This window comes from Pelagicoccus mobilis, from assembly GCF_016595505.1.
GTDB classification, from domain to species: Bacteria; Verrucomicrobiota; Verrucomicrobiia; order Opitutales; family Opitutaceae; genus Pelagicoccus; species Pelagicoccus mobilis.
On sequence record NZ_JAENIL010000043.1, the window covers coordinates 1 to 24,527 of the forward strand.

General features: G+C 53.9%; 27 protein-coding genes. 14 read left to right on the forward strand and 13 right to left on the reverse strand.

The window, feature by feature from the left end; genetic code table 11:
* Positions 1-9: 9 nt before the first annotated feature.
* Positions 10-1,830 (reverse strand): glycosyl hydrolase, encoded by a 1,821-nt coding sequence (locus JIN87_RS20060; RefSeq protein ID WP_200357403.1) that lies wholly within the window; start codon positions 1,828-1,830, stop codon positions 10-12.
* Positions 1,831-1,933: 103 nt separating this feature from the next.
* Here JIN87_RS20060 and JIN87_RS20065 point away from each other — a divergent pair, with 103 nt between their 5' ends.
* Together JIN87_RS20065 and JIN87_RS20070 are read left to right on the forward strand one after the other, a co-directional pair.
* Positions 1,934-2,869, forward strand: a complete 936-nt coding sequence (locus tag JIN87_RS20065) for a polysaccharide deacetylase family protein (RefSeq protein ID WP_200357404.1) — start codon at positions 1,934-1,936, stop codon at positions 2,867-2,869.
* 181 nt (positions 2,870-3,050) lie between these two features.
* Complete coding sequence (locus JIN87_RS20070; RefSeq protein ID WP_200357405.1) at positions 3,051-3,245, forward strand: hypothetical protein; 195 nt, start codon at positions 3,051-3,053, stop codon at positions 3,243-3,245.
* An 82-nt stretch (positions 3,246-3,327) separates the two neighbouring features.
* Here the strand turns inward: JIN87_RS20070 and JIN87_RS20075 are convergent, their stop codons facing one another.
* Positions 3,328-3,606 carry a hypothetical protein gene (locus JIN87_RS20075; protein WP_200357406.1) on the reverse strand — a complete coding sequence of 93 codons (279 nt, stop codon included), beginning with the start codon at positions 3,604-3,606 and terminating at the stop codon, positions 3,328-3,330.
* Positions 3,607-3,854: 248 nt separating this feature from the next.
* Here JIN87_RS20075 and JIN87_RS20080 point away from each other — a divergent pair, with 248 nt between their 5' ends.
* Together JIN87_RS20080 and JIN87_RS20085 are read left to right on the forward strand one after the other, a co-directional pair.
* Entirely contained in the window at positions 3,855-4,496 is a 642-nt protein-coding gene (locus JIN87_RS20080; protein ID WP_200357407.1) for a YncE family protein, read from the forward strand.
* Between the two features lie 128 nt (positions 4,497-4,624).
* Positions 4,625-4,933 carry a DUF1272 domain-containing protein gene (locus JIN87_RS20085; RefSeq protein ID WP_200357408.1) on the forward strand — a complete coding sequence of 103 codons (309 nt, stop codon included), beginning with the start codon at positions 4,625-4,627 and terminating at the stop codon, positions 4,931-4,933.
* A 92-nt stretch (positions 4,934-5,025) separates the two neighbouring features.
* On the opposite strand, the gene JIN87_RS20090 is transcribed toward JIN87_RS20085, so the two are convergent.
* Both JIN87_RS20090 and JIN87_RS20095 read right to left on the reverse strand, forming a co-directional pair.
* Positions 5,026-5,349, reverse strand: coding sequence for a winged helix-turn-helix domain-containing protein (locus tag JIN87_RS20090; RefSeq protein ID WP_200357409.1), 324 nt, complete (start codon positions 5,347-5,349; stop codon positions 5,026-5,028).
* Between the two features lie 215 nt (positions 5,350-5,564).
* Positions 5,565-5,903 (reverse strand): hypothetical protein, encoded by a 339-nt coding sequence (locus tag JIN87_RS20095; RefSeq protein ID WP_200357410.1) that lies wholly within the window; start codon positions 5,901-5,903, stop codon positions 5,565-5,567.
* A gap of 336 nt (positions 5,904-6,239) precedes the next feature.
* On the opposite strand from JIN87_RS20095, the gene JIN87_RS20100 reads away from it, so the two are divergent.
* Genes JIN87_RS20100 through JIN87_RS20135 form a run of 8 tightly spaced genes read left to right on the forward strand, consistent with a single transcriptional unit; the run spans position 6,240 to position 13,758 of the window.
* Positions 6,240-7,160, forward strand: a complete 921-nt coding sequence (locus tag JIN87_RS20100; protein ID WP_200357411.1) for a universal stress protein — start codon at positions 6,240-6,242, stop codon at positions 7,158-7,160.
* Between the two features lie 7 nt (positions 7,161-7,167).
* Positions 7,168-9,993 (forward strand): hydrogen gas-evolving membrane-bound hydrogenase subunit E, encoded by a 2,826-nt coding sequence (mbhE, locus tag JIN87_RS20105; protein WP_200357412.1) that lies wholly within the window; start codon positions 7,168-7,170, stop codon positions 9,991-9,993.
* Position 9,994: 1 nt separating this feature from the next.
* Entirely contained in the window at positions 9,995-10,342 is a 348-nt protein-coding gene (locus JIN87_RS20110) for an NADH-quinone oxidoreductase subunit K (protein WP_200357413.1), read from the forward strand.
* Positions 10,339-11,868 carry a Na+/H+ antiporter subunit D gene (locus JIN87_RS20115; RefSeq protein ID WP_200357414.1) on the forward strand — a complete coding sequence of 510 codons (1,530 nt, stop codon included), beginning with the start codon at positions 10,339-10,341 and terminating at the stop codon, positions 11,866-11,868. Before JIN87_RS20110 ends, JIN87_RS20115 begins: the two co-directional genes overlap by 4 nt.
* On the forward strand, positions 11,865-12,188 hold the full coding sequence (locus JIN87_RS20120) for a Na+/H+ antiporter subunit E (protein ID WP_200357415.1): 324 nt from the start codon (positions 11,865-11,867) through the stop codon (positions 12,186-12,188). The genes JIN87_RS20115 and JIN87_RS20120 overlap by 4 nt, the downstream gene beginning before the upstream one ends.
* Positions 12,189-12,191: 3 nt before the next feature.
* The gene (locus JIN87_RS20125; protein WP_200357416.1) at positions 12,192-12,479 is read left to right on the forward strand and encodes an MrpF/PhaF family protein; all 288 of its coding nucleotides are present in this window, start codon (positions 12,192-12,194) and stop codon (positions 12,477-12,479) included.
* A gap of 1 nt (position 12,480) precedes the next feature.
* Positions 12,481-12,786: a monovalent cation/H(+) antiporter subunit G gene (mnhG, locus tag JIN87_RS20130; protein ID WP_200357417.1), complete on the forward strand. Its 306-nt coding sequence runs from the start codon at positions 12,481-12,483 to the stop codon at positions 12,784-12,786.
* 3 nt (positions 12,787-12,789) lie between these two features.
* Positions 12,790-13,758: a sodium-dependent bicarbonate transport family permease gene (locus JIN87_RS20135; protein WP_200357418.1), complete on the forward strand. Its 969-nt coding sequence runs from the start codon at positions 12,790-12,792 to the stop codon at positions 13,756-13,758.
* Positions 13,759-13,768: 10 nt separating this feature from the next.
* Here JIN87_RS20135 and JIN87_RS20140 read toward each other — a convergent pair whose 3' ends face one another.
* Genes JIN87_RS20140 through JIN87_RS20150 form a run of 3 tightly spaced genes read right to left on the reverse strand, consistent with a single transcriptional unit; the run spans position 13,769 to position 16,595 of the window.
* Complete coding sequence (locus tag JIN87_RS20140; protein WP_200357419.1) at positions 13,769-14,476, reverse strand: ThuA domain-containing protein; 708 nt, start codon at positions 14,474-14,476, stop codon at positions 13,769-13,771.
* A 3-nt stretch (positions 14,477-14,479) separates the two neighbouring features.
* Positions 14,480-15,790, reverse strand: coding sequence for a Gfo/Idh/MocA family protein (locus JIN87_RS20145; protein WP_200357420.1), 1,311 nt, complete (start codon positions 15,788-15,790; stop codon positions 14,480-14,482).
* 16 nt (positions 15,791-15,806) lie between these two features.
* Positions 15,807-16,595: a D-glutamate cyclase family protein gene (locus tag JIN87_RS20150; protein WP_200357421.1), complete on the reverse strand. Its 789-nt coding sequence runs from the start codon at positions 16,593-16,595 to the stop codon at positions 15,807-15,809.
* 71 nt (positions 16,596-16,666) lie between these two features.
* Between JIN87_RS20150 and JIN87_RS20155 the strand changes: the two genes are divergently transcribed.
* A complete protein-coding gene (locus tag JIN87_RS20155) occupies positions 16,667-17,851 on the forward strand; it encodes an AraC family transcriptional regulator (RefSeq protein ID WP_200357422.1) in 1,185 nt (394 codons plus the stop codon).
* Positions 17,852-17,926: 75 nt separating this feature from the next.
* Here the strand turns inward: JIN87_RS20155 and JIN87_RS20160 are convergent, their stop codons facing one another.
* The 6 genes from JIN87_RS20160 to JIN87_RS20185 all read right to left on the reverse strand — a co-directional run bounded on the left by JIN87_RS20160 (position 17,927) and on the right by JIN87_RS20185 (position 22,754).
* The gene (locus tag JIN87_RS20160) at positions 17,927-18,400 is read right to left on the reverse strand and encodes an abscisic acid-deficient protein Aba4 family protein (protein WP_200357423.1); all 474 of its coding nucleotides are present in this window, start codon (positions 18,398-18,400) and stop codon (positions 17,927-17,929) included.
* A gap of 5 nt (positions 18,401-18,405) precedes the next feature.
* Complete coding sequence (locus JIN87_RS20165) at positions 18,406-18,873, reverse strand: magnesium-dependent phosphatase-1 (protein ID WP_200357424.1); 468 nt, start codon at positions 18,871-18,873, stop codon at positions 18,406-18,408.
* Positions 18,874-18,888: 15 nt separating this feature from the next.
* A complete protein-coding gene (locus tag JIN87_RS20170) occupies positions 18,889-19,674 on the reverse strand; it encodes a TSUP family transporter (RefSeq protein WP_200357425.1) in 786 nt (261 codons plus the stop codon).
* A 372-nt stretch (positions 19,675-20,046) separates the two neighbouring features.
* Positions 20,047-21,357, reverse strand: a complete 1,311-nt coding sequence (locus JIN87_RS20175) for a DEAD/DEAH box helicase (protein ID WP_200357426.1) — start codon at positions 21,355-21,357, stop codon at positions 20,047-20,049.
* A gap of 108 nt (positions 21,358-21,465) precedes the next feature.
* Positions 21,466-21,765 (reverse strand): VF530 family protein, encoded by a 300-nt coding sequence (locus JIN87_RS20180; RefSeq protein WP_200357427.1) that lies wholly within the window; start codon positions 21,763-21,765, stop codon positions 21,466-21,468.
* Complete coding sequence (locus JIN87_RS20185; protein WP_200357428.1) at positions 21,762-22,754, reverse strand: aldo/keto reductase; 993 nt, start codon at positions 22,752-22,754, stop codon at positions 21,762-21,764. The genes JIN87_RS20180 and JIN87_RS20185 overlap by 4 nt, the downstream gene beginning before the upstream one ends.
* Positions 22,755-23,026: 272 nt before the next feature.
* Between JIN87_RS20185 and JIN87_RS20190 the strand changes: the two genes are divergently transcribed.
* Positions 23,027-24,343: an MGH1-like glycoside hydrolase domain-containing protein gene (locus JIN87_RS20190; protein WP_200357429.1), complete on the forward strand. Its 1,317-nt coding sequence runs from the start codon at positions 23,027-23,029 to the stop codon at positions 24,341-24,343.
* The last annotated feature ends 184 nt before the right edge of the window (positions 24,344-24,527 follow it).

The window sequence follows — 24,527 nt, forward strand, 5'->3', positions numbered from 1 at the left end:
ACCAAGGTGTTATCGTTGCTGAGCCGTCAGCTTCAGGAATACCGCGTTGTCATCGGAATACACCTTTAGCACGGCCGATTCATCGCTCGTTTCAACGAAGTCTTCGGCTCGAATATCCAGATCATCCCAGACAACTAAGTCCGAACTCCTCGTTCCTACCAATTCCATGCTCTCGAGGTCGGACAGACTTAAGTCCAATCCTAGCGGCATTGAGGCAAACATCACTCCCTCGGAACTCCAGAACTCAAGCCGACGATCCTCAGCACCGTAAAACGCCCCAAGCCCACTCAAGTCGAATAAGGGTTCGTATCCAAGTCGTACCGACAAACCATCCGACACGAGGTCACCGTTCGAGTCGGACTCATCATCGCTGCTGCCAAAAGCCAATTCGAGCACGCTATCCAGACCATCACCATCCGCATCAGGAGCGCCCAGTTCAGCATAGTCGACAACCTCATCAGATGTATAGATAGCCTGCAATGCTTGCGTGTCCGGCATTCCTCCAGCCCCGAGATCTCCATTCCAACTCATGAAGTAGGAAAACCAAACCCCCAGACTCTGCATCATCGGGATATCCGGCACCCTGCCGAACTCCGAGAGGGCGATGATCTTCTTTCCATCAAACCGATCCAGAAAACGCTTCCAGATTCCAGTCAATGGATCCCTTGGATCATCCGGGTAGGAGTCAATTCCCAGAATATCAACGTATTCATCACCCGCATACCAATCGAGATCCTCGATCGTCTGCACCCAGATCAAATTATGGATCCCGTGATGCTCCGTTAAACGATCATACAGCAAAACCCAGAGTCGTCTCAGATTGTCAGCCCCTTTGGTTCCCCACCAGAACCAGCCTCCATCGGACTCGTGCAATGGACGCCAAAGCACCGGAACGTCTGCCTCCTGCAGCTTCTTCAACTCAATCGCAATCGTATCGATGTCTCGAAGAATCAACTGATAGTTATCCCCTTCCGGATCGTCCAATGCCGCCACAAAATCAAAAGTCGTCCCCTCCGTGTAGAATCCCCTCCACCAGGGATACTCTTCGGACTCAACCAGATCCGTCGGAGCGTTCCAGTGCCATGATACCGTAATGATCATACCCGCTTCGTATTGGGCGATCAGATTCTCCGTTTCATTCTGCGCATCAGCCCCATTCTCAACCCGACTCGGCGAATAGTCCATCAAGTCACCCCCGAGTATCGCTGGCCGCACTCCGGTCAGGTTTTCTACAATGTCTAGTTCGGGAATATCCTGCTGACCAGAAAGGGTAAGCCGTCCGTAGCGGTCAGACAAATACGATAGCAACTCCTTGGCCTCAGAACTTGCGAGAGGGTCAACGGGAACCGGGTCCACTCGACTTGGACGTGGAAAAGGTTCGCTCTCTCGGATCTCAACGTAGTCGATCTCGTAATAGCTCCAGCCTCCGCCGATCCAAATCTCGTTCTCCCCGTCCTGCAACGCCATCACTCCCAGTTCATAACGTTGCCAAACATCACTCGCCTCGAAATGCCCCGAGAACCCAAGCCCATTCAGAGCTCCATTAAATCCCTTCTCCCCTCCCGGCGTCCGAAATCCTACGACGATGTCATAAATACCTTCTGTCGCATTGAAACTGAGAACAACTCGATCTGCCTGATCCGAGAAGCCACGCACATATCCAGTACCAGAGAAGCCACTCGCAGAGCTGCTCACGACCGTACCTGTAAGTGCCCCATCTTCCGCCTCGAACCGAATCGGCTCTGCTGAATGACCAGCGACAACAACAAAAAGAAAGATCACGCTGAACACGCAGCGACTCGTAAAAATGGCGGGGTAGGATAAACTCACGGGTAGACAATTATGAGAGAGCTAAGTTTAGCCGAAATACTCTGTCTGATAATGAGTTTTAGAGTATAATTCCTTCACTCAATTACCCAGCCCCCACCCCAATATGAACCCATCGATCCGCCTCTTCGCCGCATTCGCACTCGTTAGTCAGATTTACGCCCACGAGCATCACAGCATCCAAGAGCAGCTCGGCTATCCCGCCGATGCCAAACTTCTTATCATTCATGGTGACGATCTGGGCATGTCTCACTCGAAGAACGTAGCCACCTTTCAGGCGATGGAAGAAGGCGTGCTCACTTCAGCCAGCGTCATGATGGTCACGCCCTGGGTGAAGGAGGTCAGCGACTACGCTCAAGAAAACCCTGAAGCCGATCTCGGAGTACACATCACCCTCACCGCTGAATGGGACTTGTACAAATGGGGTCCTCTCGCCGGTCCCGCCAACGTCCCTTCCCTCGTAAACGAGCACGGTCACTTTCACAGCAACATCCCCGATTTCGCCGAAGCGGCCGATATCGAGGAAATCGAAAAAGAGGTCCGCGCCCAGATCGAAGCCGCCAAAGCGGCCGGCATTGAATCAACCCACCTCGATGGACATATGGGCTCGATGCTCGCTCGCGAGGACATCGCCGAACTCTACTTCCGGCTCGGCAAAGAATACAGCATGCCCGTCCGCCTCCACGAGCATCATGGCCAGGACTCCACGTCCCCAGAATTTAAGGACGCGGTTGCGAAGATGCCGGGAAAAATCACCACCAACCACGGAGCGATCCCCGAAGACTTCCCCGGTAAGCTCGCCGAGAACTATAACAACTACCTTCGCTCCATCGGCCCAGGCCTCAACCTTCTCGTCCTCCACCTCGGTTTCGACGACCCCGAAATGCAGGCCATCACCGTGAACCACCCGCTCTGGGGAGCGGCATGGCGTCAAGAAGACTTCGATTGGACGATGAGTGAGGAAACGAAGAAGATTATCGAGGAGGAAAAGATCATCCTCGTCGACTGGGGCCTCGTTCAAGACAAGCTATTCGACAAATAGGAGGGCAATGCTCCGTCATTGCCAACAAGAGGCACAACCGCAACCAAGTCACTCTGGGAGCAATTAGAGTGCTAGCAAAGCAGCCTCCGTCACCTCCCCCAATGAGGTGTTAAGTTTTCCCGAGTCCCCTCTTCGAAAAAGGCAAATATGCAGACAGGAACCCTTGTGGCATACTCATGCCATGTCCAAGAATCCATCACGACTCAAGAAGGCCCTCGTTCGTATTCTCGAACCACTACGATCTCTAAACCGCTCCCTTCCGACCATTTCGCCCTACGCAAAGAACATGTCGGTCCCAGGCTTCAAACTCTTCATCCAAGGCCACACCATCCTCATAGAAAAGCCTAAGCCAAGAGAATCGAAGAAAGAGCGTTGATTGCGAAATACTGAAAATAAGTTCCTAAATCTGGATACAGATACCGCTAGCCGAGTCATTCGCACTCAGAGAGTCTTCATATCTAAAGGCTACTCGTACCAGGTCTTTCCGCATCGATCTCGTAAGCAACAGAAGTATCGACCAACAATTTGAGTTCGCTGTGCGACAGTCCACTCGCCGCGGCCACCTCTGCGGGAGTAACGCTATCAACCGACTTCTCAACCGCGATCGCACTGCCACCATAAGCCCAATCTCTCTTTGAAATCTCGATCGATTTCAAACTAGAGACTATGCCGAACGAAAGTACTAAAAAAATCGCCAGTGCCCCGGCGTAGAACAACACTTCAGTGCTCAACTTCATTCTCTGACAATCTGGAATCCTCTCTTCTTTCACCTCTTGACTGTACCAACATCCACGCGTCGTCTAAATGAGACCTTGGTTGTACGACCAAAGTCCGATCAGAACCGAATCTCTCGTCTAGCCCCCAGAACAGAGCAACGTTAAGCATTCCCAAACACCCCCTTTAAAAACTCCAAATTCCCAAAGTTGCCAGATTCTGGCATGATTCGGGCATGAACCAAGAAAGCCCAACTTCTCTCGTCAATTCCATGAAAACAATCACCGAACTCTCCCGCCACAAAGCGCCTGCTGATCTTCCGCAAGCGCTTGCGTTTGATGGGTCCGACCTCTGGATCGGCTCCCTCGATACCAAGCGTATCTACCAGATAGATACTAGCGACTGGTCCGTTAAGTCCGAAGTCGAAGTCAACGGCCTTCCTTGGGGATTGGTCGCAACCGGCGACAGCTTCCGCCTGATCCGCGGCGAAACCGAAGAAGATAGCCGCTACGTGCGCTCCTTCTCATCTGGAGATGCAGCCGTTTCAGACTCGGGCTACATGTGCCCCGACGACACCGGCTCCCAACTGAGCTACGACGCCAAAAATTTGCACGTTAGCCAATGGTACAACCAAAAGGTTCTCGCCCTCGACTCGGACGGAGAAGTGGAGCGTGCTTACGATGCTCCACGCGGGATCTGCGGGCAAACCATCGTCGACAGCTACATTTACCTCATCAACACCGCCGACGAGGAAACGAACGAGTACTACATCGGCCGCATCGATCGCTGCACAGGCGAATACGAAGAGTTAGCCGAAGTGCCTTTTCAGGCTCGAGCTCTCGCCTTCGACGGCGAGGCGTTCCTGACCAACCACCGTGCCGCCGGCGAGACTGTTCGCTTTAAGATCGCTTAAACAGAGGTAGGGCGTGACCGCCGGGCACGCCGCCGTAGCCTCTGACGAAGGAGTGGCACGCCGAAAGCAGACACTCTTCCAACGCGGCTCGCCCGGCGGTCGAGCCCTACCTTCTCAATTCCAACTCCATGCTAGAACTAAGACCCAACTGCGAACTCTGCGACAAGGATCTCCCGCCAGAGTCTACCGATGCCTGCATCTGCACTTACGAATGCACATTCTGTAAAGATTGCGTGGATACGGTCTTGAAAGACGTTTGCCCAAACTGTGGAGGCGGATTTGTCCCTCGCCCCATCAGACCGAAAACAGAGCGACGAGACGGAGTCAGCCTTTCCCATCAGCCACCGTCTACCAAACGGGTCCACTCTCCTCATTCGAAAGCAGAGATCGAGGACTTCGTTTCGCAGGTGCACTCTATCCCAGCAGAAAAAAGGTAGAGCCCGTTGTCCCCAACGGGCACCATTGAACAAACTGGCCGTTGGGACAACGGCCGCTACCTTCAAAGGAGACCGGGAGCAGAGAGCCGCCCCTATTTATCCTTGTGGACGAAATCTAGCAGATCCCCCACCGAGCGGTGAGACTCGATCGCGTGACGCAGCTTCACCTTGCGGTTGATCTTATAGCGATTACAGCGACCTTCCTTGTAGCGGGTGATCACACCGGCCGCTTCGAGGTCCGCCACGATCCCCTGTACTGCACGCTCCGTGATCCCAACTTCGAGAGCGACATCGCGCAGCACCTTGTCCTCTGGAGCATCCAAGCTCAGCAAGACATGGGCGTGATTCGAGAAAAAGGTCCAACTCGAAGCTTCCTTCTTGGCAGTTTCAGGTTCTTTTGCTGTCTGAATTGGCATGGCAGATCTGGAATTTAAAGTTTAAGAAAAATGTTTCGCGCCTCTAAATTCAGGCAAAATTCTTCGTAGCATCCAAACAAAAAATCACGAGCGACTGATGATCAAGCTAAGGTTCGACCCGCGGGCGAACCGCAGCGCGAACCCCTCGCTCCGATAGAGCCCAAGAAAAGCTGCCGTCCCACACGGAACGGCAGCCCCTCCTGTCTATTAGTTGGCTAACTCCTCTTTTTAGCCCTCAAAGCACGTGCACGGCGACGAAGCTGACGCCCCGCGACTTCTAAAGTTTCGGAAAGCAGATTTGGGAGCCGCTCGCCCTTCTTGACTACGATTCGGTCGTAGCCGGGCAGCACAAGCTGCACGGTCGCAAGGTAGCGAGAGGGAGACGTACCGGTTTCTTCCCGGCGAACTCGCAGTTTCACGCCCAGCAATTGGGAGTGGCGTCTAAACAGGCGACATGCCTTGCCCAGCAATGCCTCCTTGAAATGGTTCCTCAGCTTGAGGTTTACAGTCTCCACCTGAATGGGCAGTCGCCCGTCAATAGTCTGAACGTGCATCAAAAACTCCTTCCTCAGCTGAATGGGTTAAAACTAGTCCATCTAGAGGTCGCTCCCGGCGAGACCGTACGGTCACCGACTGAACTCCAGACACGTTTTGCGAAACCAGATCCAGTAAGCCGCGATACACGACGCGGACGCCTAGCGGCCCGGGCGACATTCCCCGAGGTAGACGGCTTTTCATTGGTAGTGATATTCATTTTTCCTCCTTTCACGTAATGTAATACACGATTCTTTTTTCGCATTTTTAATTGACAGTCAAGACTCAAGTGAACTTTTTCACGAATATATTTTCGTGTATTATATTTCTCATTCAACCAACAACCACTTCACGCCATGTACAGATTCGAAAGACTTCTCGTAAACCTGTCCCTCACTGAAACAGATATTCCTACACTCAAACTCGCTAGCCTTGTAGCTAAGCTTGCCCGCTCGAAAACAGTCACATTTGTTTACGCCCGGGAATCGATCGAGATACCAGAGCCACTCAAAAGGGAGTACCCATGGCTCATGGCTCCGCTGGAGGAGTCAGCGCGCATCCGTTCCGAGCAGTTCATCAGCGACTTCTTCACGGAACCAGAAGACTGCACTACAGAACTCCTCCTCAAGGACCAGTCTCCTGCGGTGGCTCTTCTAGAACTAACGCTAACCCACGACATCGATCTTGTCGTAACGGGAGACTTCGATTTGGACCGCTCTCTGGCTATCAAACTTGCTCGCAAAGCGCCCTGCTCCGTCCTGCTCGCACCAGCGAAGAGCTCCGGAACATTCTCAAGAGTGTGTCTCGGTTTGGACTTGTCGAAATATTCTGAATACGTCTTGGACTGCGCAACCGCATTCGCTTCCGCCCACAATCTCGACAACCTTACCTGCGTCAATTTCTACTCCATACCAAGCGGCTTCCACAAGACGAGTCTGCCACGAGCGAAGTTTCAACAGGAACTAAGAGAGCTATCGTACTACCAGCTAACAGACTTCCTACGATCGCACGATACCAAAGGAGTCGAAGCAATTCCTAAAACAATCAGCAGTCCTGTCCCGGGGTCGACCTTACTCAGCCTGAGCGAAAAGGAAGAATACGACCTAATCGTGGTTGGGTGCCGCGGAAAAGACGCGCTTACCTCCACACTGCTTGGAAGCAACGCTGAGGATGTGCTCAAGGGAGCCAAAGCCTCCGCAGTTCTAGCGGTAAAAGAGAAAGGGACCGGAAAAACCTTCCTGGAGTCCCTGCTACAAATAGCAGGAGCCACTACCTAACAAAACCATGCTGCTCCTCGTCGCCATAATCGGCCCCGTACTCGGGGCCCTGATCGCTGCGTCCCTATGCAAAGCCTTCCCGAAAAAAGCGGGATGGATACTTGCCTCTATACCTGCAGTGATCTTCGTCGGGCTGTTGACTCAGGTTGGTTCGCTCAACGGCCTGCAAGCCGAAAGCGTATCCTTCGCTTGGGTACCTTCACTCGGCGTAGACTTCCAGCTTCAGCTTAATGGGCTGGGACTCCTGTTCGCATTGATGATACCTGGCGTAGGGGCGTTCATCTTCGTCTACGCAGGAGGGTACCTGCACGGGCACCCGCTGTCCGGTCGGTTCTTCACCTTCCTGATGCTTTTTATGACAGGCATGATGGGTATCGCATTGTCCGATAACCTGATCGTTTTCTTCGTCTTTTGGGAACTCACCAGCATTTCGTCCTACCTGCTCATCGGTTTCAACCATGAGGACGAAGCTGCACGCAAAAAGGCGCTGCAGGCTCTGCTCGTCACTGGATTTGGCGGTGTCGCGATGCTCGCTGGCTTCATCCTACTCGCGACCGCCGGCGGGTCCTACCAGTTCTCCACCCTGATCGCTCAAGGGGCGAGCCTAGCACAAAACCCTTTGGCCCAGGCTGCACTGCCATTATTGCTTCTGGGAGCGTTCACCAAATCCGCCCAGTTCCCATTCCAGTTCTGGTTGCCGAATGCCATGGCTGCACCTACGCCGGTGAGCGCCTATCTCCATTCAGCGACGATGGTTAAAGCAGGGGTTTTTCTCCTTTTTAAGCTATCACCAATCTATGGAGGCACACCAGCCTGGAGCATTACCCTCATCACCTGCGGTACGATCACACTCCTTCTGGGTGCAGTCACTGGATTATTTCAACGCGACCTGAAGCGTATTCTGGCATTCACTACAATGTCCGTTCTCGGCATGCTGGTTCTGCTAATTGGGATCGGCGGAGAACTCGCTCTCAAGTCCGCCATACTCTTCATGCTGGGACATGCCTTGTACAAAGCGACTTTGTTCATGACAGCCGGGAACGTCGATCACGGCACTGGCACTCGTGAGGTCACGCTACTTGGCGGACTTAGGAAAGCCATGCCTCTCACAGCTCTGGCGGCGGGATTGGCCGCTCTCTCCAAAGGGGGATTTCCACCACTACTGGGATTCGTATCCAAAGAGTACGTTTACAAAGCAAGCATCGATCTCGCTTCCCTCGCTCCAGTGCTTACTGGCATCGCAATCGTCGGAAACGCTATGCTGCTCGCGCTCGCGTTCAAAGCTGGCGTGCATCCTTATTGGTCCTCTGCTGCGAAACCGGGGCTAGGAAAATCCTACTCAAGCCTCTTACCGCACACGCCTCACGAAGTTCCATTCTCGATGTGGATCGGCCCCATCATCCTGGCCAGCCTCGGACTCACCTTCGGCTTCCTTCCAACAGAGTGGATAAGCAATTTGATCGGACCCGCACTATCAATTTCGAGCGGAGTTGCAACCACTGTAAAAGTGTCACTGTGGCATGGTTTCAACCTGCCCTTGCTACTGAGCCTAGTAACAATGGCTCTGGGAATCCTAATCTACCTTGCCCGTGAGCACTTCTGGAAGAAACAGAGAATAGGCACTCGTATCGAACGACGCAGCACAGAGCGTGCTTACGAGTTCGCATTTCATCAGTTCGTCGAGAAGTCAAAGGAGGTCACCCTTCTTCTGCAAAACGGAAGCATGCGCTTCTACCTTTGGGTGATACTGGGAGTCTCCGGCCTTCTTCTTTCCTACAAATTGTTGGCTCTTGGTGGACTCCCAGCGTTCCCTTCTACCGAGGGTATCTCAATTCTAAATACAACGATCACGATCGCGATCGTGCTGGGAGCCCTCGTCGCTGCAGCAGCGCGAAGTATCGTCAACGCGCTCGCAGGTCTCGGCGTGGTTGGGTTCGGAATCGCGCTCGTCTACGGCTTCAACGGAGCACCTGATCTAGCGATCACACAAATCGTCGTCGAAACACTGACGGTTGCCTTCATGCTTTACGCGGTTCTCAAGCTTCCCTCCTTCAAGAGGTATTCGAAAAAGTCGCTCCGCATCCAGGACGCGATCTTCGCGAGTTGCGGAGGCATCATCGTGTTTTTGCTCGTGCTTAAATCCTCCGCTCTCGAACTCGCACCGACAATATCTAACCAGCTAAGCGAGTGGAGCTACCCACTAGCGAAAGGTCGAAATATAGTGAACGTAATCCTGGTGGATTTCCGCGCTCTGGATACGTTTGGTGAGATCGCAGTGCTCGGCATCGCCGCTCTAGGCGTATCCATCTGCCTACGGCCCCACCTTGATCGCAGACAGCTCTCCGCGGATGACAATCTCATTTTCCGCGTTGGAGCAAACGCATTGCTGCTAACTTGCATCGCACTATCGATCGTCGCTCTCTACAGAGGCCACAACGAACCAGGAGGCGGCTTCATCGGCGGCCTGATCCTTGCGGCAGGCTTCATTCTCTACGCAATGGCATTCGGCGAAAAGGCCGCCCGAACCAAGTTAAGAGCCTCACCGATAAACTACATAGGATTCGGCTTAGCCCTCGCACTCGTCAGCGGATTCTTCGGTCCGATGACTGGAAAGCCCTTCATGAGCGCCCTCTGGCTACCCGATTTCACCCTTCCGCTCCTTGGCAAGGTCCACCTCGGAACACCACTCCTCTTCGACGTGGGGGTATTTCTCTGCGTAGTCGGCTTTACACTACAGGTTGTTTTCAACCTACAAGCTTCATCAAGCGATCTACCAAAACGTGCCGTGACTTCTGCCAAGGTCGAAAAGAAGGAACCAGCTAACTGTCTTTAAAATGGAATTACTCAACGCAATCGCAATCGGAGCCATCGCCGCAGCCTGCATTTACTCACTGCTAAGGCGTAGCCTCCTGAAATTCATCGTCGGCATCGCTCTTCTCAGCCAGGCGGTAAACCTGCTCGTTTTCACATCCGCGGGACTCACGCCCGCAGCTCCTCCCATCATCGAACCAGGCATGAGCGCCCCGCCTGAGACCATCGCCGATCCACTTCCACAAGCCTTGGTGCTTACCGCCATCGTGATCGGTTTCGGCCTACTGGTCTTCACCCTAGCACTCTCGAGACGTGCCATAGAGGCAGTCGGGAGCGACGACCTAAACAACTTCAAAAATACGGACACATGAACGACCTTGTCATCATATTGCCAATACTGCTGCCAATTGCCGGTGGCATCCTTGGACTGTTGTTGGCTAAACGGAGCAAGATCCAGAGCTTTATCGGCATCGCCACGAGCGCTCTTGGAGTACTCGTCGCTGGACTGCTCCTGCACACGGTGAGCGTTCACAACATCATAAGCCTGGAACTTGGAAATTGGGAGGCCCCCTTTGGCATATCTTTCATAGCCGACAAGCTTGCTGCACTCATGGTTGGAGTCTCAGCCCTGGTCGCTCTCGGCATATCCATTTACTCGATCGATGACCTAAAAGCATCGGCGCGAAGCCAATGGTTCTACCCGCTAACGCTCTTTCTCATTGCGGGAGTCAATGGAGCCTTCCTTACCGCAGACCTCTTCAACTTGTATGTCTGGTTCGAGGTAATGCTCATTGCATCCTTCGCTTTAATGACAGTTGGCGGCAGCAAGCCGCAGTTCGAAGGAGGTTTCAAGTACGTGGCAATCAACCTGGTTGCATCCGCCCTGTTCCTTGCAGGACTTGGGCTTCTGTACGGGAAACTGGGTACACTAAATATGGCAGACGCTGCCCTGAAACTCTCCCAGTTGGAGGATGCGAGCCTAGTAAACAGCTCTGCGGTTTTGTTCCTGGTAGCGTTTTCAATTAAAGCGGGACTTTTCCCCTTCTTCTTTTGGCTGCCTGCATCCTACCACACTCCCCCCATCGCAATCTCCGCCCTTTTCGCTGGGCTTCTAACGAAAGTAGGCGTCTACGCCCTTCTTCGCTGCTTCACCTTGGTTTTCACCCAAGACACGAGTTTTCTGCTGGGTTCGATCTTCGTACTCTCGCTTGCCACTATGGTAACCGGAGTGCTCGGAGCAGCGTCTCGCTTCGACTTAAAACAGATCCTATCTTTCCACATCATTAGCCAGATCGGCTACATGACCTTGGGACTCGCGATCTTCAGCCAACTCGCGATTGCAGCGGCCATCTTCTACACGATCCATCATATCATCGTTAAGACCAACTTGTTCCTGATCTCAGGCATCATCGCCCGGAGAACTGGATCGCACTCTTTGAAGCATATTGGCGGTCTATATAAAACTGCCCCCTACCTCGCCCTACTCTTCTTTATTCCTGCGTTCTCCCTCGGAGGCATCCCACCTTTGTCCGGCTTCTGGGCCAAGTTCGCCCTCATCAAGGCAACGCTCAACGAGGCCCACTACTGGGCAGCCGCAATCGCCCTTCTCGTTGGAATCATGACACTCTATTCGATGACGAAGATCTGGGGCGAGGCGTTCTGGAAAGCGTCTCCAAACACAACTGACACCAAGAAATCAGAATTTGGATACAGTGGTCTAGCTTCCTACATGCCCACAATCGCATTCGCACTCATCACTCTCGGGATTGGCTTCCATTCCCAGCCACTTTTCTCCTTCGCCCAAGAAGCAGCCTACCAGCTCCTAAACCCCGAGCATTACATCAACCAGCTCCTCTCAACCGACTACGTTGTCGCAGTCACACAAGCAGCACCATGAAACGTATCTACTACATCCTAGAGCTTCTAACCTTTTTCCTAAAGGAAGTGCTCGTCTCCAATTTGAAAGTCGCCCGCGATGTACTCAGTCCATCAATGGACGTAATCCCGGGTATCGTATCCGTTCAGGTAGGCCAACTCACAGACCGACAGCGGTTCGCTCTCGCCAATATGATCACGATGACACCCGGCACTCTCAGCCTAGAGTTCTCTTCAGATAAGCGAACCCTGTTTCTGCACACTCTCTACCTACGGTCATCCAATACCTTGCAAGAGGAAATCACTAACCAGTACGAGCGCCGCATCCGGCTCGCTCTTTAGGAAATGGAAAAAGAAGTCATTCAGTTCGCCTCTCAGGTCGGATTCGCTCTTCTGTCGCTGGCGCTTCTCATCGCGCTTTACCGTGCCTTCAAAGGACCACGAGCTACAGATCGCGTGGTGGCGCTCGACCTACTGGCAGGCATTTGCCTCGCCCTATTCACGCTACTCGCAGTCTCAGCAGACAAGAGCGTCTACCTCAACGTAGCAGTCTGCATCTCCCTGCTCGCCTTCATGAGTACAGCAGCATTCGCCCGCTACCTCGCAACCCGTCACATGCAAAACAAGAACTAGCATGAACTATCTGATCGCTATCACTATTATAGTCGGCTCAAGCTTCGCTCTCATTGCCGCCATCGGAACGATTCGCCTTCCCGATACGATGAGCCGCATGCACGCGGCGACAAAAGCAGGGGCATTCGGAGCATCGCTCCTACTGGTCGCGGCCGCTCTCCACTTCCAGACGCTAACCGTAGTCGTCGAGTCGATACTCATAATCGGACTCTTCTACCTAACTGCACCGATCGCAGCACAACTCATCGGTCACAGCGCTCGCAATCCCTCTTCTTACGATACGAAAGAACACACACTGAGAAAATAAGCCATGGAAAGCGCAGCCCTCTACGCCAACCTCTTCTCCCCACCAGTGCTCGCCTTCGGAGCCGGAGTCATTGCCGTCTTCGCCCGAAGCGACCTAAAAATACCAGAACAGGTCTACCAAGGCCTCGCAATCTACCTTCTACTCGCGATCGGCTTCAAAGGAGGAGCCTCTCTCGCTGAAACGAAATTCGCAACCGTAGCGCCCGTCGCGATTGCCGCGATCCTACTTGGATCGCTCCTAAGCGCGGCCGCCTTCTACATTTCAAAATACCTGATATTCAAATCGGTATCGAACGCAGCTGCCATCGCAGCCCACTACGGGTCCGTGTCCGCAGTCACGTTCATGACCTGCCTTGCTTTCCTCGAGTCACGCAACGTTCCATTCGAGAGCTTCCTCCCGGCGGTCATGGCATTGATGGAAATCCCGGCGATCGTAATCGCCATAATGTTAGCCAAACTGCACGGCGGGACGAGTTCCGGGAACCTAAGTCCCGCATTGAGAGAAGCCTTCACAGGAAAGAGCGTCTACTTGTTGGTTGCGGGGCTGGTCATTGGAGCTGCCGCCGGACCATTGGGAGCCGAAAAGGCAGCACCCTTCCTCATCCAACCATTCTACGGCGTATTGATAATCTTCTTACTAGAAATGGGACTCGTCGCAGGCAAGAGCTTGAAATCATTCACGGATCTGAAGGGGAAGCTCATCGCTTTTGCGATTATCGCCCCACTCGTCCAAGGAATCATCGGAGTTTACATCGCGAAATACCTTGGACTCTCTGCCGGCGGAGCAACCCTCTTCGCCACCCTAGCAGCCAGCGCATCCTATATCGCCGCTCCCGCTGCGGCCCGCATCGCTTTACCTGATGCAAACCCTGCCTACTACGTCTTTACCAGTCTCGGGATTACTTTTCCGCTGAACCTAGCTCTTGGCATACCCATCTACCACATGGCGGCCAAGCAGATCATCGGCGGCTGATTGAACGACCCTAGGGCCGAGCCTCTGCTACCCAATGCAGAGCTCGGTCCAATAATCCCACGAACTTAGGATTCTGAAAATCGTCGGGCAGGCCGAGACTGGTATAGAAAACACGCTGCTCCCCATTCACTCGTTTCCAGGCTACTGCTTGATCTTCGAGCGGCGATTGAGCTCGTAGAAGAACCTGACAGTCTTGAGCGATTTCCGGGTTTCGGTAGACCTTTCCGGGGCGCTGCCAAGGAGCCAATCCTTCAAGGAGAGGGTCGCTGGAATTTTCATCCACTATCTGGATACTCACCTCGTCCTCCGCTGGCCCATGCCCACTATAGTTTCCTCCGAGGATTTTTGAATCGAACTCCTTGTAAAATTGGAAGGCATGACTTGCCGTTCGAATCGCCAGCACCGGTTTTCCGGACTCGCACCAATCAATAATCGCTTGGGCTTGTTCGCCCTCGAGCTCCCAACGGCGACAAAAAACAACGAGGACGTCTGCGTCTTTCAACGCCTCTAGATTGGTCACAGTCTTCGCCTTGTCCTCGGACCAGGTGAAACTTGACTCGATCCCGTAACGATTCTCGAGATGCTCAGACCAAAGGGCTAGCGATTCAGCGGAATTGTATTCCTTCGAACCTGAGAGCATGTGGACCTTGAGCGACTTCGAGCATCCTCCCATGAGCGATAGGATAAGGCCGAAACAAATGAGAACGAGGTGCTTCATCTTTTAGAATGTCCATTCCGCCCGCGACGGACGGTTTACTAGGGCGTTCGCATGAGCATCGGCTACAAAACTCTCTCGCTCGGGATTCCAATACAAAGGTCTACCGAGATCGATAGATATGTTGGCCAAGTGACAGATCGTTGCCGAGCGATGCCCCACTTCTACTGGTGCGTGCAAATCCTCCGCTTTCCGAGAACGAATACAGGACAACCAATTCTGAAAATGGCTACCCTTTGTTTTTCTGAGTCGGATCGCCAAGTCCTCGTGTTCCTTGTATTCACGAATCAACTCCGGCGGATCAGTAACCAACTTGTTGCGATTCACAAACAGTTGTCCACGAGTCCCGAAAAAGGTCACTCCGTTCCCGCCTGAGTGGAGCTTCATGGTTACTCCATTCGCGTACTCGTAATCCACGTCCAAATCGAAGAAGCTTGTATGACGGGACCCAACCGGATTGCGCTGTCCCATCCCCCTCACAGAAACCGGACCTGTTAGGTCTGTTCCCAACCCCATCTGAGCAGTATCCAGAAAGTGGGCTCCCCAGTTGGCTATTTCTCCACCCGAGATCTCCGGGACAAAGCGAAAGTTATAGTGAACGCGCTCGGAGTGATATTCTGACCAGGGGGCAGGCCCCAGCCACATGTCATAATTCAGTTCAGCAGGGATGGGCTCAGGCTCCCACTTTTCTGCGCTCCCCGCTCTCGTTTTGATAGAGACATCGACATGCTTGATGTCTCCGAGCAAACCATTCCGAACAAACTCGCTCGCGATGATGAACCGATCCCCTGACCGCTGCTGGCTTCCAACCTGCACAATACTTGGGTGCTCCTTCAACAAATCCACCAGCTCGCGTCCTTCTTGAATGTGAAGCGAAAGCGGCTTCTCAACGTAAACATCCAAACCAGCTCTAACAGCTTCTTTGGCAATTGGCACGTGCCAGTGATCTGGTGTGGCGATCATCACAGCATCAAGATCCTTCCGCTGCAACAGTTCCCGAAAGTCGCCATACGCCTTGATTCCCTTGTATCCACTTTTTCCGGTTTGCTCAGCGTATTGGGACTCCGCTTTGCCTACAGCATCAGATAACACTGCGGAATCTACGTCGCAAATTCCTACAAGCTGGCACTCTTCCGAACCGACCACCGATGGCAAGTGCGTGGAGCTTCCTAAGTTTTTAACGCCAATCAGAGCGACATTAATCCGATCATTAGCTGAACGCTTTTTCTTCTTCTCTGGGGCTGAGCCACCCTTAACAGCGAGAGCCAAACCGGCACTCACTCCACTGGCTGCACGAATAAAATCTCTTCTTCTCATCTTAGTTTTTCTAGGGTTACGGCAGGCAAATGCGATCGACCTTCAAGTCGCACATAAAGGGGTGAGCGGGAGTATGGGTAATCAGCAGCTCAGGCTTCGCCCCCAATAGGGTCACTTGGGGAGTCACTCCACAGGCCCAAAAAACTGGCACCACTCCATCGGGAATCTCTTCGACCGGAGCTCCTACAATTGGGTTCATCAAATCCGCCCCTATCGCTTCTGGATCTCCGATATGCACAGGCGCTCCGTGATTATTATAGTAGCGTCCCGTTAACTGCGTTGCGATGACCGCTTGCTCCGCACTCATCCAGCGCATTGTAATCACCATGTTTCCGGAGAATTGTCCGGAAGGACGCGTCGGTATCGATGAGTTCAATACCCATACGTCAGGCGAGTATGGAACTCCCGCCCGCACCAAGGCATTATCAAAGGAGAGCGACGAACCGATCAAAAAACCCACACTGTCTTCCCGCCAAAGCTCGCCTATCTCACGCACATCCGCCTCAAACTCACCGTTCCTAAAAACACGGTAGCTCGCTAGGTCGGTGCGAATATCCGCTCCGGGAGCACTGTAACGTGGTTCTGGGTCGCCGGGTTCAAGAACTTCAATCAAGGGACATGGCTTCGGGTTCCGCTGACAGTAAACCACGAAGTCATAAGCCCACTTTTTCGGGATAACCACAAGATTCGCCAACACCTGGTCTCGTGCCCGGAACTGAGTCACCCCCGTCCACTCTCCCTTACGCATCGCCAGACGAGACTCTCTCGCAAAGTCATTCTCCGCATCTCCAACAAGCTCTTCCATGGCCTCAGAGCATAGCAAATTGAGAGCTTGCCGACATTACCTGTTCTCTTATTTTTATTAAGATTTTCAGTATGCCGCAAAGACACACTGCAAAGACCAAGCCCAAGAAGGTCGCTCTTCTTATCGAGACCTCCCGAGCTTACGGGCGGGGGCTACTGGAAGGGGTGGCTCAGTTCAACCAGAGTAAGTTTGCTTGGTCAGCCTACTTTGAGCCTGCCGGCTTAGGGCGAAATCCACCGCCTTGGCTTAAAGACTGGGCTGGTGATGGCATACTCGCCCGCATCAGCGATCGTAGCACAGCCAACCTTTTGCTTTCAAAGAAGCTTCCGCTGGTGGACCTCCGAGGCATTCTTAGCGACCTTCCCGTTCCCTTTGTAGGAATCGACAATCAAAGCATCGCCCAACTCGCTTATCAGCACTTTCAAGACAAAGGCTTTAAGCGTTTCGCTATCGTGGGGGCACCTAGCGAATACCATCCTCACCTCGACCAGCGCCTGGAGTACTTCAAAGAAATCGTGCACATCAATGGCCACACCTGTCTTCAGTTTACCGATACACGATTCGGAAAGAGGAAGGCGACATGGGAAGCCCAGCAACGCAAACTCGGGAAATGGTTACAAAGCTTGCCCGCTAATACCGCAGTCCTGTGCGTTGACGACCAGATCGCGAGAGAGACGATCGATGCTGCCAACCGAGTCGAACTTTCAGTCCCAGAGGACCTCGCGGTTCTGGGTGTGGATAACGACGAATACCTCTGCACACTCTCCCCAACACCTATCTCAAGTATCGTAACCGATGCCGCCCAAGTCGGCTATTCCGCTGCCCAGTTGCTCGACGAACTCATGCGGAATCCCAACAAAAAGGTTCCCAACGAAACACTGATCCCATCAAGTCAAGTTATCACCCGGGCTTCTACCGACATCCTCGCCACCGAGTCCAAAACACTTACTCGCGCCTTGGAATTCATAAAGCAGCACGCATGCGACCCCATCTCGGTGGAACAAGTTGTCGAACGATCCCCCGTGTGTCGCACTCTGTTGGAAAGAGAGTTTAAGGCGACGCTCGGTCGCAGCGTATTCAAAGAAATCTTACGCACAAAAATCGCACAAGCCCAGGACCTTCTAGCAAACAGCAATCGCACACTCGACGACATAGCGGAAGACTCAGGGTTTCAATCAGCGATCTACCTCTCCCAAGTTTTCAGGCGTGAACTCGGTACCACCCCTGGCAAATGGCGCAAAAGCCAAATCCAATAAAAGCCCTTCTGTAGGGCGGGGCGTCGACCCGCCATCCCCTGCCACCTCGCCGCGACGACCCACAGTTTCCGCTCACTACCCTCTCTTCCGCTCTATCTTTCCAAGCAAGACCGATATCCAGTATCGCACTGCGAACACCATCGCTCCCAAAGGGCCGAGCAACCAAACCAGCAGCAACTCAATCCGCACTTCCCAAGCCCGAAACCGAGCAAAGCGGGCGATCCAAATTCCAACAAACAAGTCCATCACCAAGCGATGCATCCACAGGGCAATGAATAAGATCGGATGAGCCCAAAACCGCCTCACGTTTTTCATCTCTACACCTTCCAGCTTCGGCAGGCCCGTCACATCGTTCGCCAAATAAAGCAGGTATAAATAGAATAGCCCCAGCAAAGGAGGCGCGAGCCAAAGCCGGCATAGCACACGGGTCACTTTTGCCTTCGGCCAAACGAGCATCAAAACCCAGAACGGAGCCGAGCTCGCAGTCGCGATCCAGAAGAGCAAGTTGAGCTCCTCGCTTCCCCAAAACTCGACCATCCAGGTGCTCATACGCTCTAAACGTCCATCTCCGACGCAAGGTGATCTCGCTGGAATCCGTTGCGAACGTGCACGACCCGTACTCCTAGCTCACCCACTTCTTCGACGTTTCGGAGCTCATCGTCGAAGAAAAGCATCTCCGAATAATCGTATCCAGTATTCGACTTCAGTTCAGCGAAATGACGCAATTTCGACGAGGGATAAATCTCTTCGTACTCAAAGAAATGCCTTAGCTTTAAAAGGTCTAGAAGCTCTCTCGCCCAATTGGGCTGTGAAGTACGCGAAGCAATCGCTAGTTCCACCCCTGAATCAGCCAGCGTCTCCAAAGCCCAAGGAATGTCCTCGTACACCCGAACATGAGAGTCCTCCGCGTCCAGCACCCTGCCCTCGTGCTTGCGAAAGGGCGGCAGCAAGCAGTCGCACCAAACGCCACCTGAGTCCCAAACAGTAAAGTCCAAATCAAAGACGACTAGCTTGTACCTCATAGCCTCGACCTCATCTTACCACCATCCTTGTTGCGAACCATATTTGATCAGCATCGCGCAACACATGACAACGACTAGACTTCGCAACAGCCGAGGTTTTATTCGCAGCAAACAATGAGCTCCCAGCCACGCTCCCAATAGCTGCCCGCCTATCATTACCCCACCCGCTAACCAGACAACTTTGCCGGCGGCCAAGAAAACCAGCAGCGATGCGATGTTCGTGGCAAAGTTGAGAGTCTTGGCCACAGCGGTGGCGTTCACTAGACTTTGCCCTCTCAGGCTCACCCCAGCGAGTGAAAAGAAGGAGCCGGTACCAGGACCAAACATTCCGTCGTACCAGCCTACAACAGGAACGGCTAACCAACGAAAGAGAGAATTCCCACGCCCTGGGGCCTGATCCGTTTTCTCCTCGACCGAACCAAACAGAAAGTAAACCGCGGTTCCAACAAGTACAACCGGTATCACAAAACCCAATACTTCCACATCCACGAACTGGACCGCGACAGACCCCGCAGCTGACGCGAGAAACGCGATCAGCATCAACGGCCAAACGTCTTTCCACGCAACTCGTCGTGTCCGCAGCATCATTACACTCGCCGTAGCAGTGCCCATTGTGCCTTGCAGTTTATTGGTTCCCAAAGCGGCGAGAGGCGGAATCCCAGCCATCAAAAGGGCAGGCAAAGCAATCAAGCCACCTCCACCAGCAAGGGTATCCAAGAAACCGGCAACCACTGCTACCGTAAATAAAACCAGCAATACTTCATTCGCTATTTCCATGACACGACCCGTAATTACGGGCATTCAGCCGTATCCGCTGAACAAGTGCAACATCTATGAATTTTACTAATAAAAGGGTCAATCACTAGACTGCCTACTAGGGTCTGCCGCAGCCACACATACCAAAACCCCGAGTCAAAGTGCCAAACTTGTAGAAATTGAGTAAATCACCCAATTTACGCTTTCTAATTCGAAAAAAGCGCATCTGATTACCGATTCCAACTTGGGTGCATCTTGCCAGCCACTCTTTAGACAGGTCTCAGTTCAAAAGATTAGCAGGATTAATCTCGATGACACTCTTTCAAGCCACAAGGCCTCAGCAACCTTGTGGCTTACTTGTTTCTGGAAGTATTCCAAAAGTTGTTCAGCCCCGAAAACGCCGAACGATGAGCCGGTTTAGCCTCTTCCTTCCTTACGCTTCGCCTGTCCCCACGGATCGGATACGTCTGATTTAGCATTTCCCCATGGGCTTTCCTTTTTCTCAGCCGCAGCTCGGCGAAGCTTATCCTTTTTGCTCGGACGCTTACCTTTGACGGGAGCTTTTCCCTTGGATGGATTTTTAGGATCCCAGTTTTCCGGTTCAAATCCTTCAACGCGTTCCCGCTCGAGGTTGAGGCCATTGCGCTTCTCTAGAAGCTTCATGTGAGCGTCCACATCATCGGAAACGAAATTGATCGCCACACCTTCTTCGCCCGCTCGACCGGTTCGCCCTATTCGGTGGACATAGTCAGCCGCGCCGCGCGGTAGGTCATAATTCACTACACACGGCAAACCGGCGATATCGATCCCTCGGGCCGCCACATCGGTTGCCATGAGCACTCGCACCCGGTTCGCCCTGAATCGCTCCAAGGAACGCGCCCGCTTTTCCTGCGGCATGTCGCCGTGCAAGGCCACCGCCTTGATCCCATACTTCTGCAGCTTCGCGGTTACGTTTTCGGCACGTCGCTTTGACCCAACAAATACGAGCACCCGTTCCCAGCCCTCGGAATCAAGCAAGTGACGCAACAAGCCTGTGCGTTTGTTAGCTTCCACTTCGATCGCCCGCTGCACGACTTTCTCTACCGGCCGAGCAGCTGCTTCCAATTCGATCTTCTCTGGGTCGTTGAGCAGGGCATTCGCCAGCGAGATCACGTTTTGCGGGAAGGTCGCTGAAAAGAGCAGGTTTTGCCGACGTTCCGGCAGCATATCCAAAATCGCGTTGAGCTCGTCAGCAAAGCCCAAAGCCAGCAAGCGATCCGCTTCGTCCAGCACGAGCAACTCCAGCTCGTCGAGCTCCACCGCTCTTTGCTCCGCCAAATCGATCAGCCGGCCGGGTGTGGCCACCACCACATCGATCCCCTCTGCCGCAGCGGTCATTTGCTTTTGATAGCCTACCCCTCCGTACGCGACCATTACGCGGACTCGCTTGGGAGCGCCTTCCGAGTAACGTTCCAAGGCTTTGCCCACCTGGACAGCCAACTCACGCGTCGGCACGAGAATCAAGTGTCTTGGCTTCCTTGGCTGTTCTTCGGACTCAGAGAGGCACTGCACCATTGGCAGACAAAACGCCGCAGTCTTGCCGGAGCCAGTCTGAGCCGCCCCCTGTAGATCGCGTCCACTTAGGATCACCGGGATGGAGGCCTCCTGGATAGGAGTCGGCTTCTCGTAACCGAGGCGTTCCAGGGACGAGAGCAAAAAGTCTGACAGTGCGAGCGAAGCGAATGACATAGCCGAACACCAGTGCACCGAAACACCGCCTCTGGCAAGGGCTAGTCCATTTGCCCAACTCCAATTGTAGACGAGATAGCTGATCTCGTACGCGACCGCAGAGAAAACTCAATCCTCCTCAGACGCTTCGTAGGCCCTGCCAGTCCACGGATTGATCTTCGGCTTGGGCGGTTTTCGCCTCAGTGGGGGCAGCCCAATCGATTCCCGGTAAAGGGCTTCCACCTTGTTGCGAGCCCAAGGCGTTTTTCGAAGAAACTTCAGGCTCGAGCTGAGGCTGGGATCGTTGGCAAAGCAATTGATGGAAATCCGGGATGCCAGTTCATCCCACCCGTAGCGATCGACCAGTTCGGTCAGGATCACCTTGAGCGTCTTCCCATGCATCGGGTCAGACTTGGCCGCCTCGCTCATAGACGACTAAACGGAGTCGGATTAGTCGGAGGCGGAGGGGTGATCTCGTCCTGCTTGCGAAGCAGCTCAGGAGCCAAGTCCGCTGCCGCACCGCGTACGGCGTCCTCTACCTGCTGCAGATTCTTCACCCCAACCACGAGCGAACTCATCGCCGGCTGAGCCAAAGTCCACGCAAGAGCGTATTCAGTCATGCTCAATCCCGCTTCCTCAGCCAACGCCGCAGTTCCTTCAAGCTTGTCGAAGGTCGCTTCGTCCGGGGCTCCCAACCACTTGGGATTCTCCTTCATGCGCGACCCGTCTGGTAAATCCGCTCCCCGACGATACTTTCCAGTGAGCAATCCACCTTGGAGAGACTGGTAAGGCGTCACGCCGACGTCATGCTTAACGCAAAACTCCAGATCGTTCTGGTAGTCGCGCCTCAAAATGCTGAACGGTATCTGCGAAGCCACTACCGGCGGCCAACCCCGTTTGTCGGCGATCCAAAGCAGCTCGCACAATTGCCAGGCTGGATGGTTACACACTCCAAACGAACGGACCTTACCTTGGCGATACGCCGTCTCCATGACGCTGAGCACCGTTTCGAGCGGCGTGTCCGGATCCGGCCAGTGAATGTGGTAAAGGTCGATGTAGTCGGTCTTCATCCGACGCAAACTTCCCTCCAGTTCACGCATAATCGTTACTGGCGAAAGTCCGGCATCTTGCGGTCCGGTGCCATTGGGCGAACCTGCTTTTGTGGCCACGATGATGTCTTCACGGCGCCCCTTCAAAGCCTCGCCTAAAATTTCCTCGGCGACTCCACCCGATGATCCCATGAAGCGGTCATAGCCCTCGTAGACGTTTGCGGTATCGATGAAATTGATACCCTGATCGATCGCCCCATGCACGATCCGAATCGAATCCTCTTTTCCCACCGGCGAACCGAAAGTCATCGTACCCAAGCAAATCGGAGAAACGAGCAAGCCACTCGAACCAAGACGTCTTTTTTCCATATGCCCAAAACGCTAGAACTGCTTCATTCGAACGCAACTCCGGAGGGGCGACACCTCCGACATTGGCTGCGCTTCAGGTAGGGTCCGACCGCCGGGCGGACCGCTTGCGAAAGTTAGCTCCGCGGCGTGCCGGGCCGTCACACCCTACCAATCGACAATTTCTCCTTGCCCGCCCAAAATTGAGCACATCCGTTTCGGCACGCACCCTGCTTAATCCAAAGCCAAGCTAGCGATGAAACCCTCATTTCACGAATCGCCAGCCGAACAGATTCATGAGCTCCCTTTACGACGACAGCTACTACACCGCTAAAAAGGTCGACCTAGACAAACGCGCGATCGAAATCCTCCGCGAAAACTCCTGGGGCGACTACACCCTGCCCACCAAGGGCTTGTATCCCTACCAGTGGAACTGGGACTCCATGTTCGTTGCCCTCGGCTTCTCGGAGATCGACCTCGACCGGGCATGGACCGAAGTCGAATCCCTCTTCCAAGGCCAATGGAAGAACGGCATGGCGGCCCACATCGTCTTCCGCAAAGACAGTCCGACCTACTTTCCGGGTCCCAAAGTCTGGGGCGGCACTCACGAAGTACCCACTTCCGGCTGCTCCCAACCTCCAGTCGCCGCCACCATAGTACGGGACCTCTACGAAAAGGATCCGAAGCTCGGAAAACAACGCCTCACCGAACTCTTTCCCCGCCTCATGCGCTGGCACCGCTGGTTCCACACCATGCGTGTCATCTCTGGAGGAGCTGCCATCGCGGTAACCCATCCGTGGGAATCCGGACGAGACAACTCGCCTGACTGGGACGACGCCCTTGCCGCCGTCGACCCCACCGGAGTCACCCCTTATAAACGCAAGGATCTTGGCCACGTAGACGCCGCCATGCGGCCCACCGACGCCGAATACGACCGCTACATCAAGCTCGTCGAGTACGGGCGGGATTGCGGCTGGGACCATGCGCACATCACTCGAGAAGGCCCGTTCGCCGTGGCCGACCCAGGAATCACATTCATCCTCATGCGAGCCGACCGCGACCTGCAGGCCCTCGCAAAATACTTGGACAAGGAATCCGCCGTGCACGAGATCGATACCTGGTTGTATCGCTCTCGGATCGCGGCCGATTACCTTTGGAACGACGAAATCAACGCCTACGCCGCCCGCAACCTGCGCACCGGCCAACACGCCGATGGCGTCTCTAGCGTTGGTTTCCTCTCCTACTACGCCGGCATCACCAAACCCAAACGCGACGCCAAACTTCAAAAGACTCTCAGCCGCATCCTGAAAGCGGCACCGTACTCCGTACCTAGTTTCGATCCCGAACATCCCAAGTTCGACTCCCGCCGCTACTGGCGTGGACCAACTTGGGCCATCGTCAACTACCTCATCGCCCGCGGGCTTGAGGAATATGGCTTCGAGGAAAAAGCCAGCCGTATCCGACTCGATACCCGAAAAGTCATCCAAGACTCAGGTTTCTACGAATACTTCGACCCGATCACCGGGGAAGGCTCTGGCGGAAACCACTTCACTTGGACCGCCGCCATCTGGCTCGCCTGGGCATCCCCCATGACCGACGGCTGCCAAAGGTAGGGTCCGACCGCCGGGCGGACCTAGACAATTCTAAGCGCTCCACAGCTCAAAAACCTTCCAAGTCCCAACTCCCCTAATCCCCTCCCCGGGAGAGGATTCCAGCCTATACAGAGGGATTCTCCCGAGCCTTTTGCCCCTATCACCCCGAGTAACTGTAAAGCAATCGCCAAACACCCGCTCACCA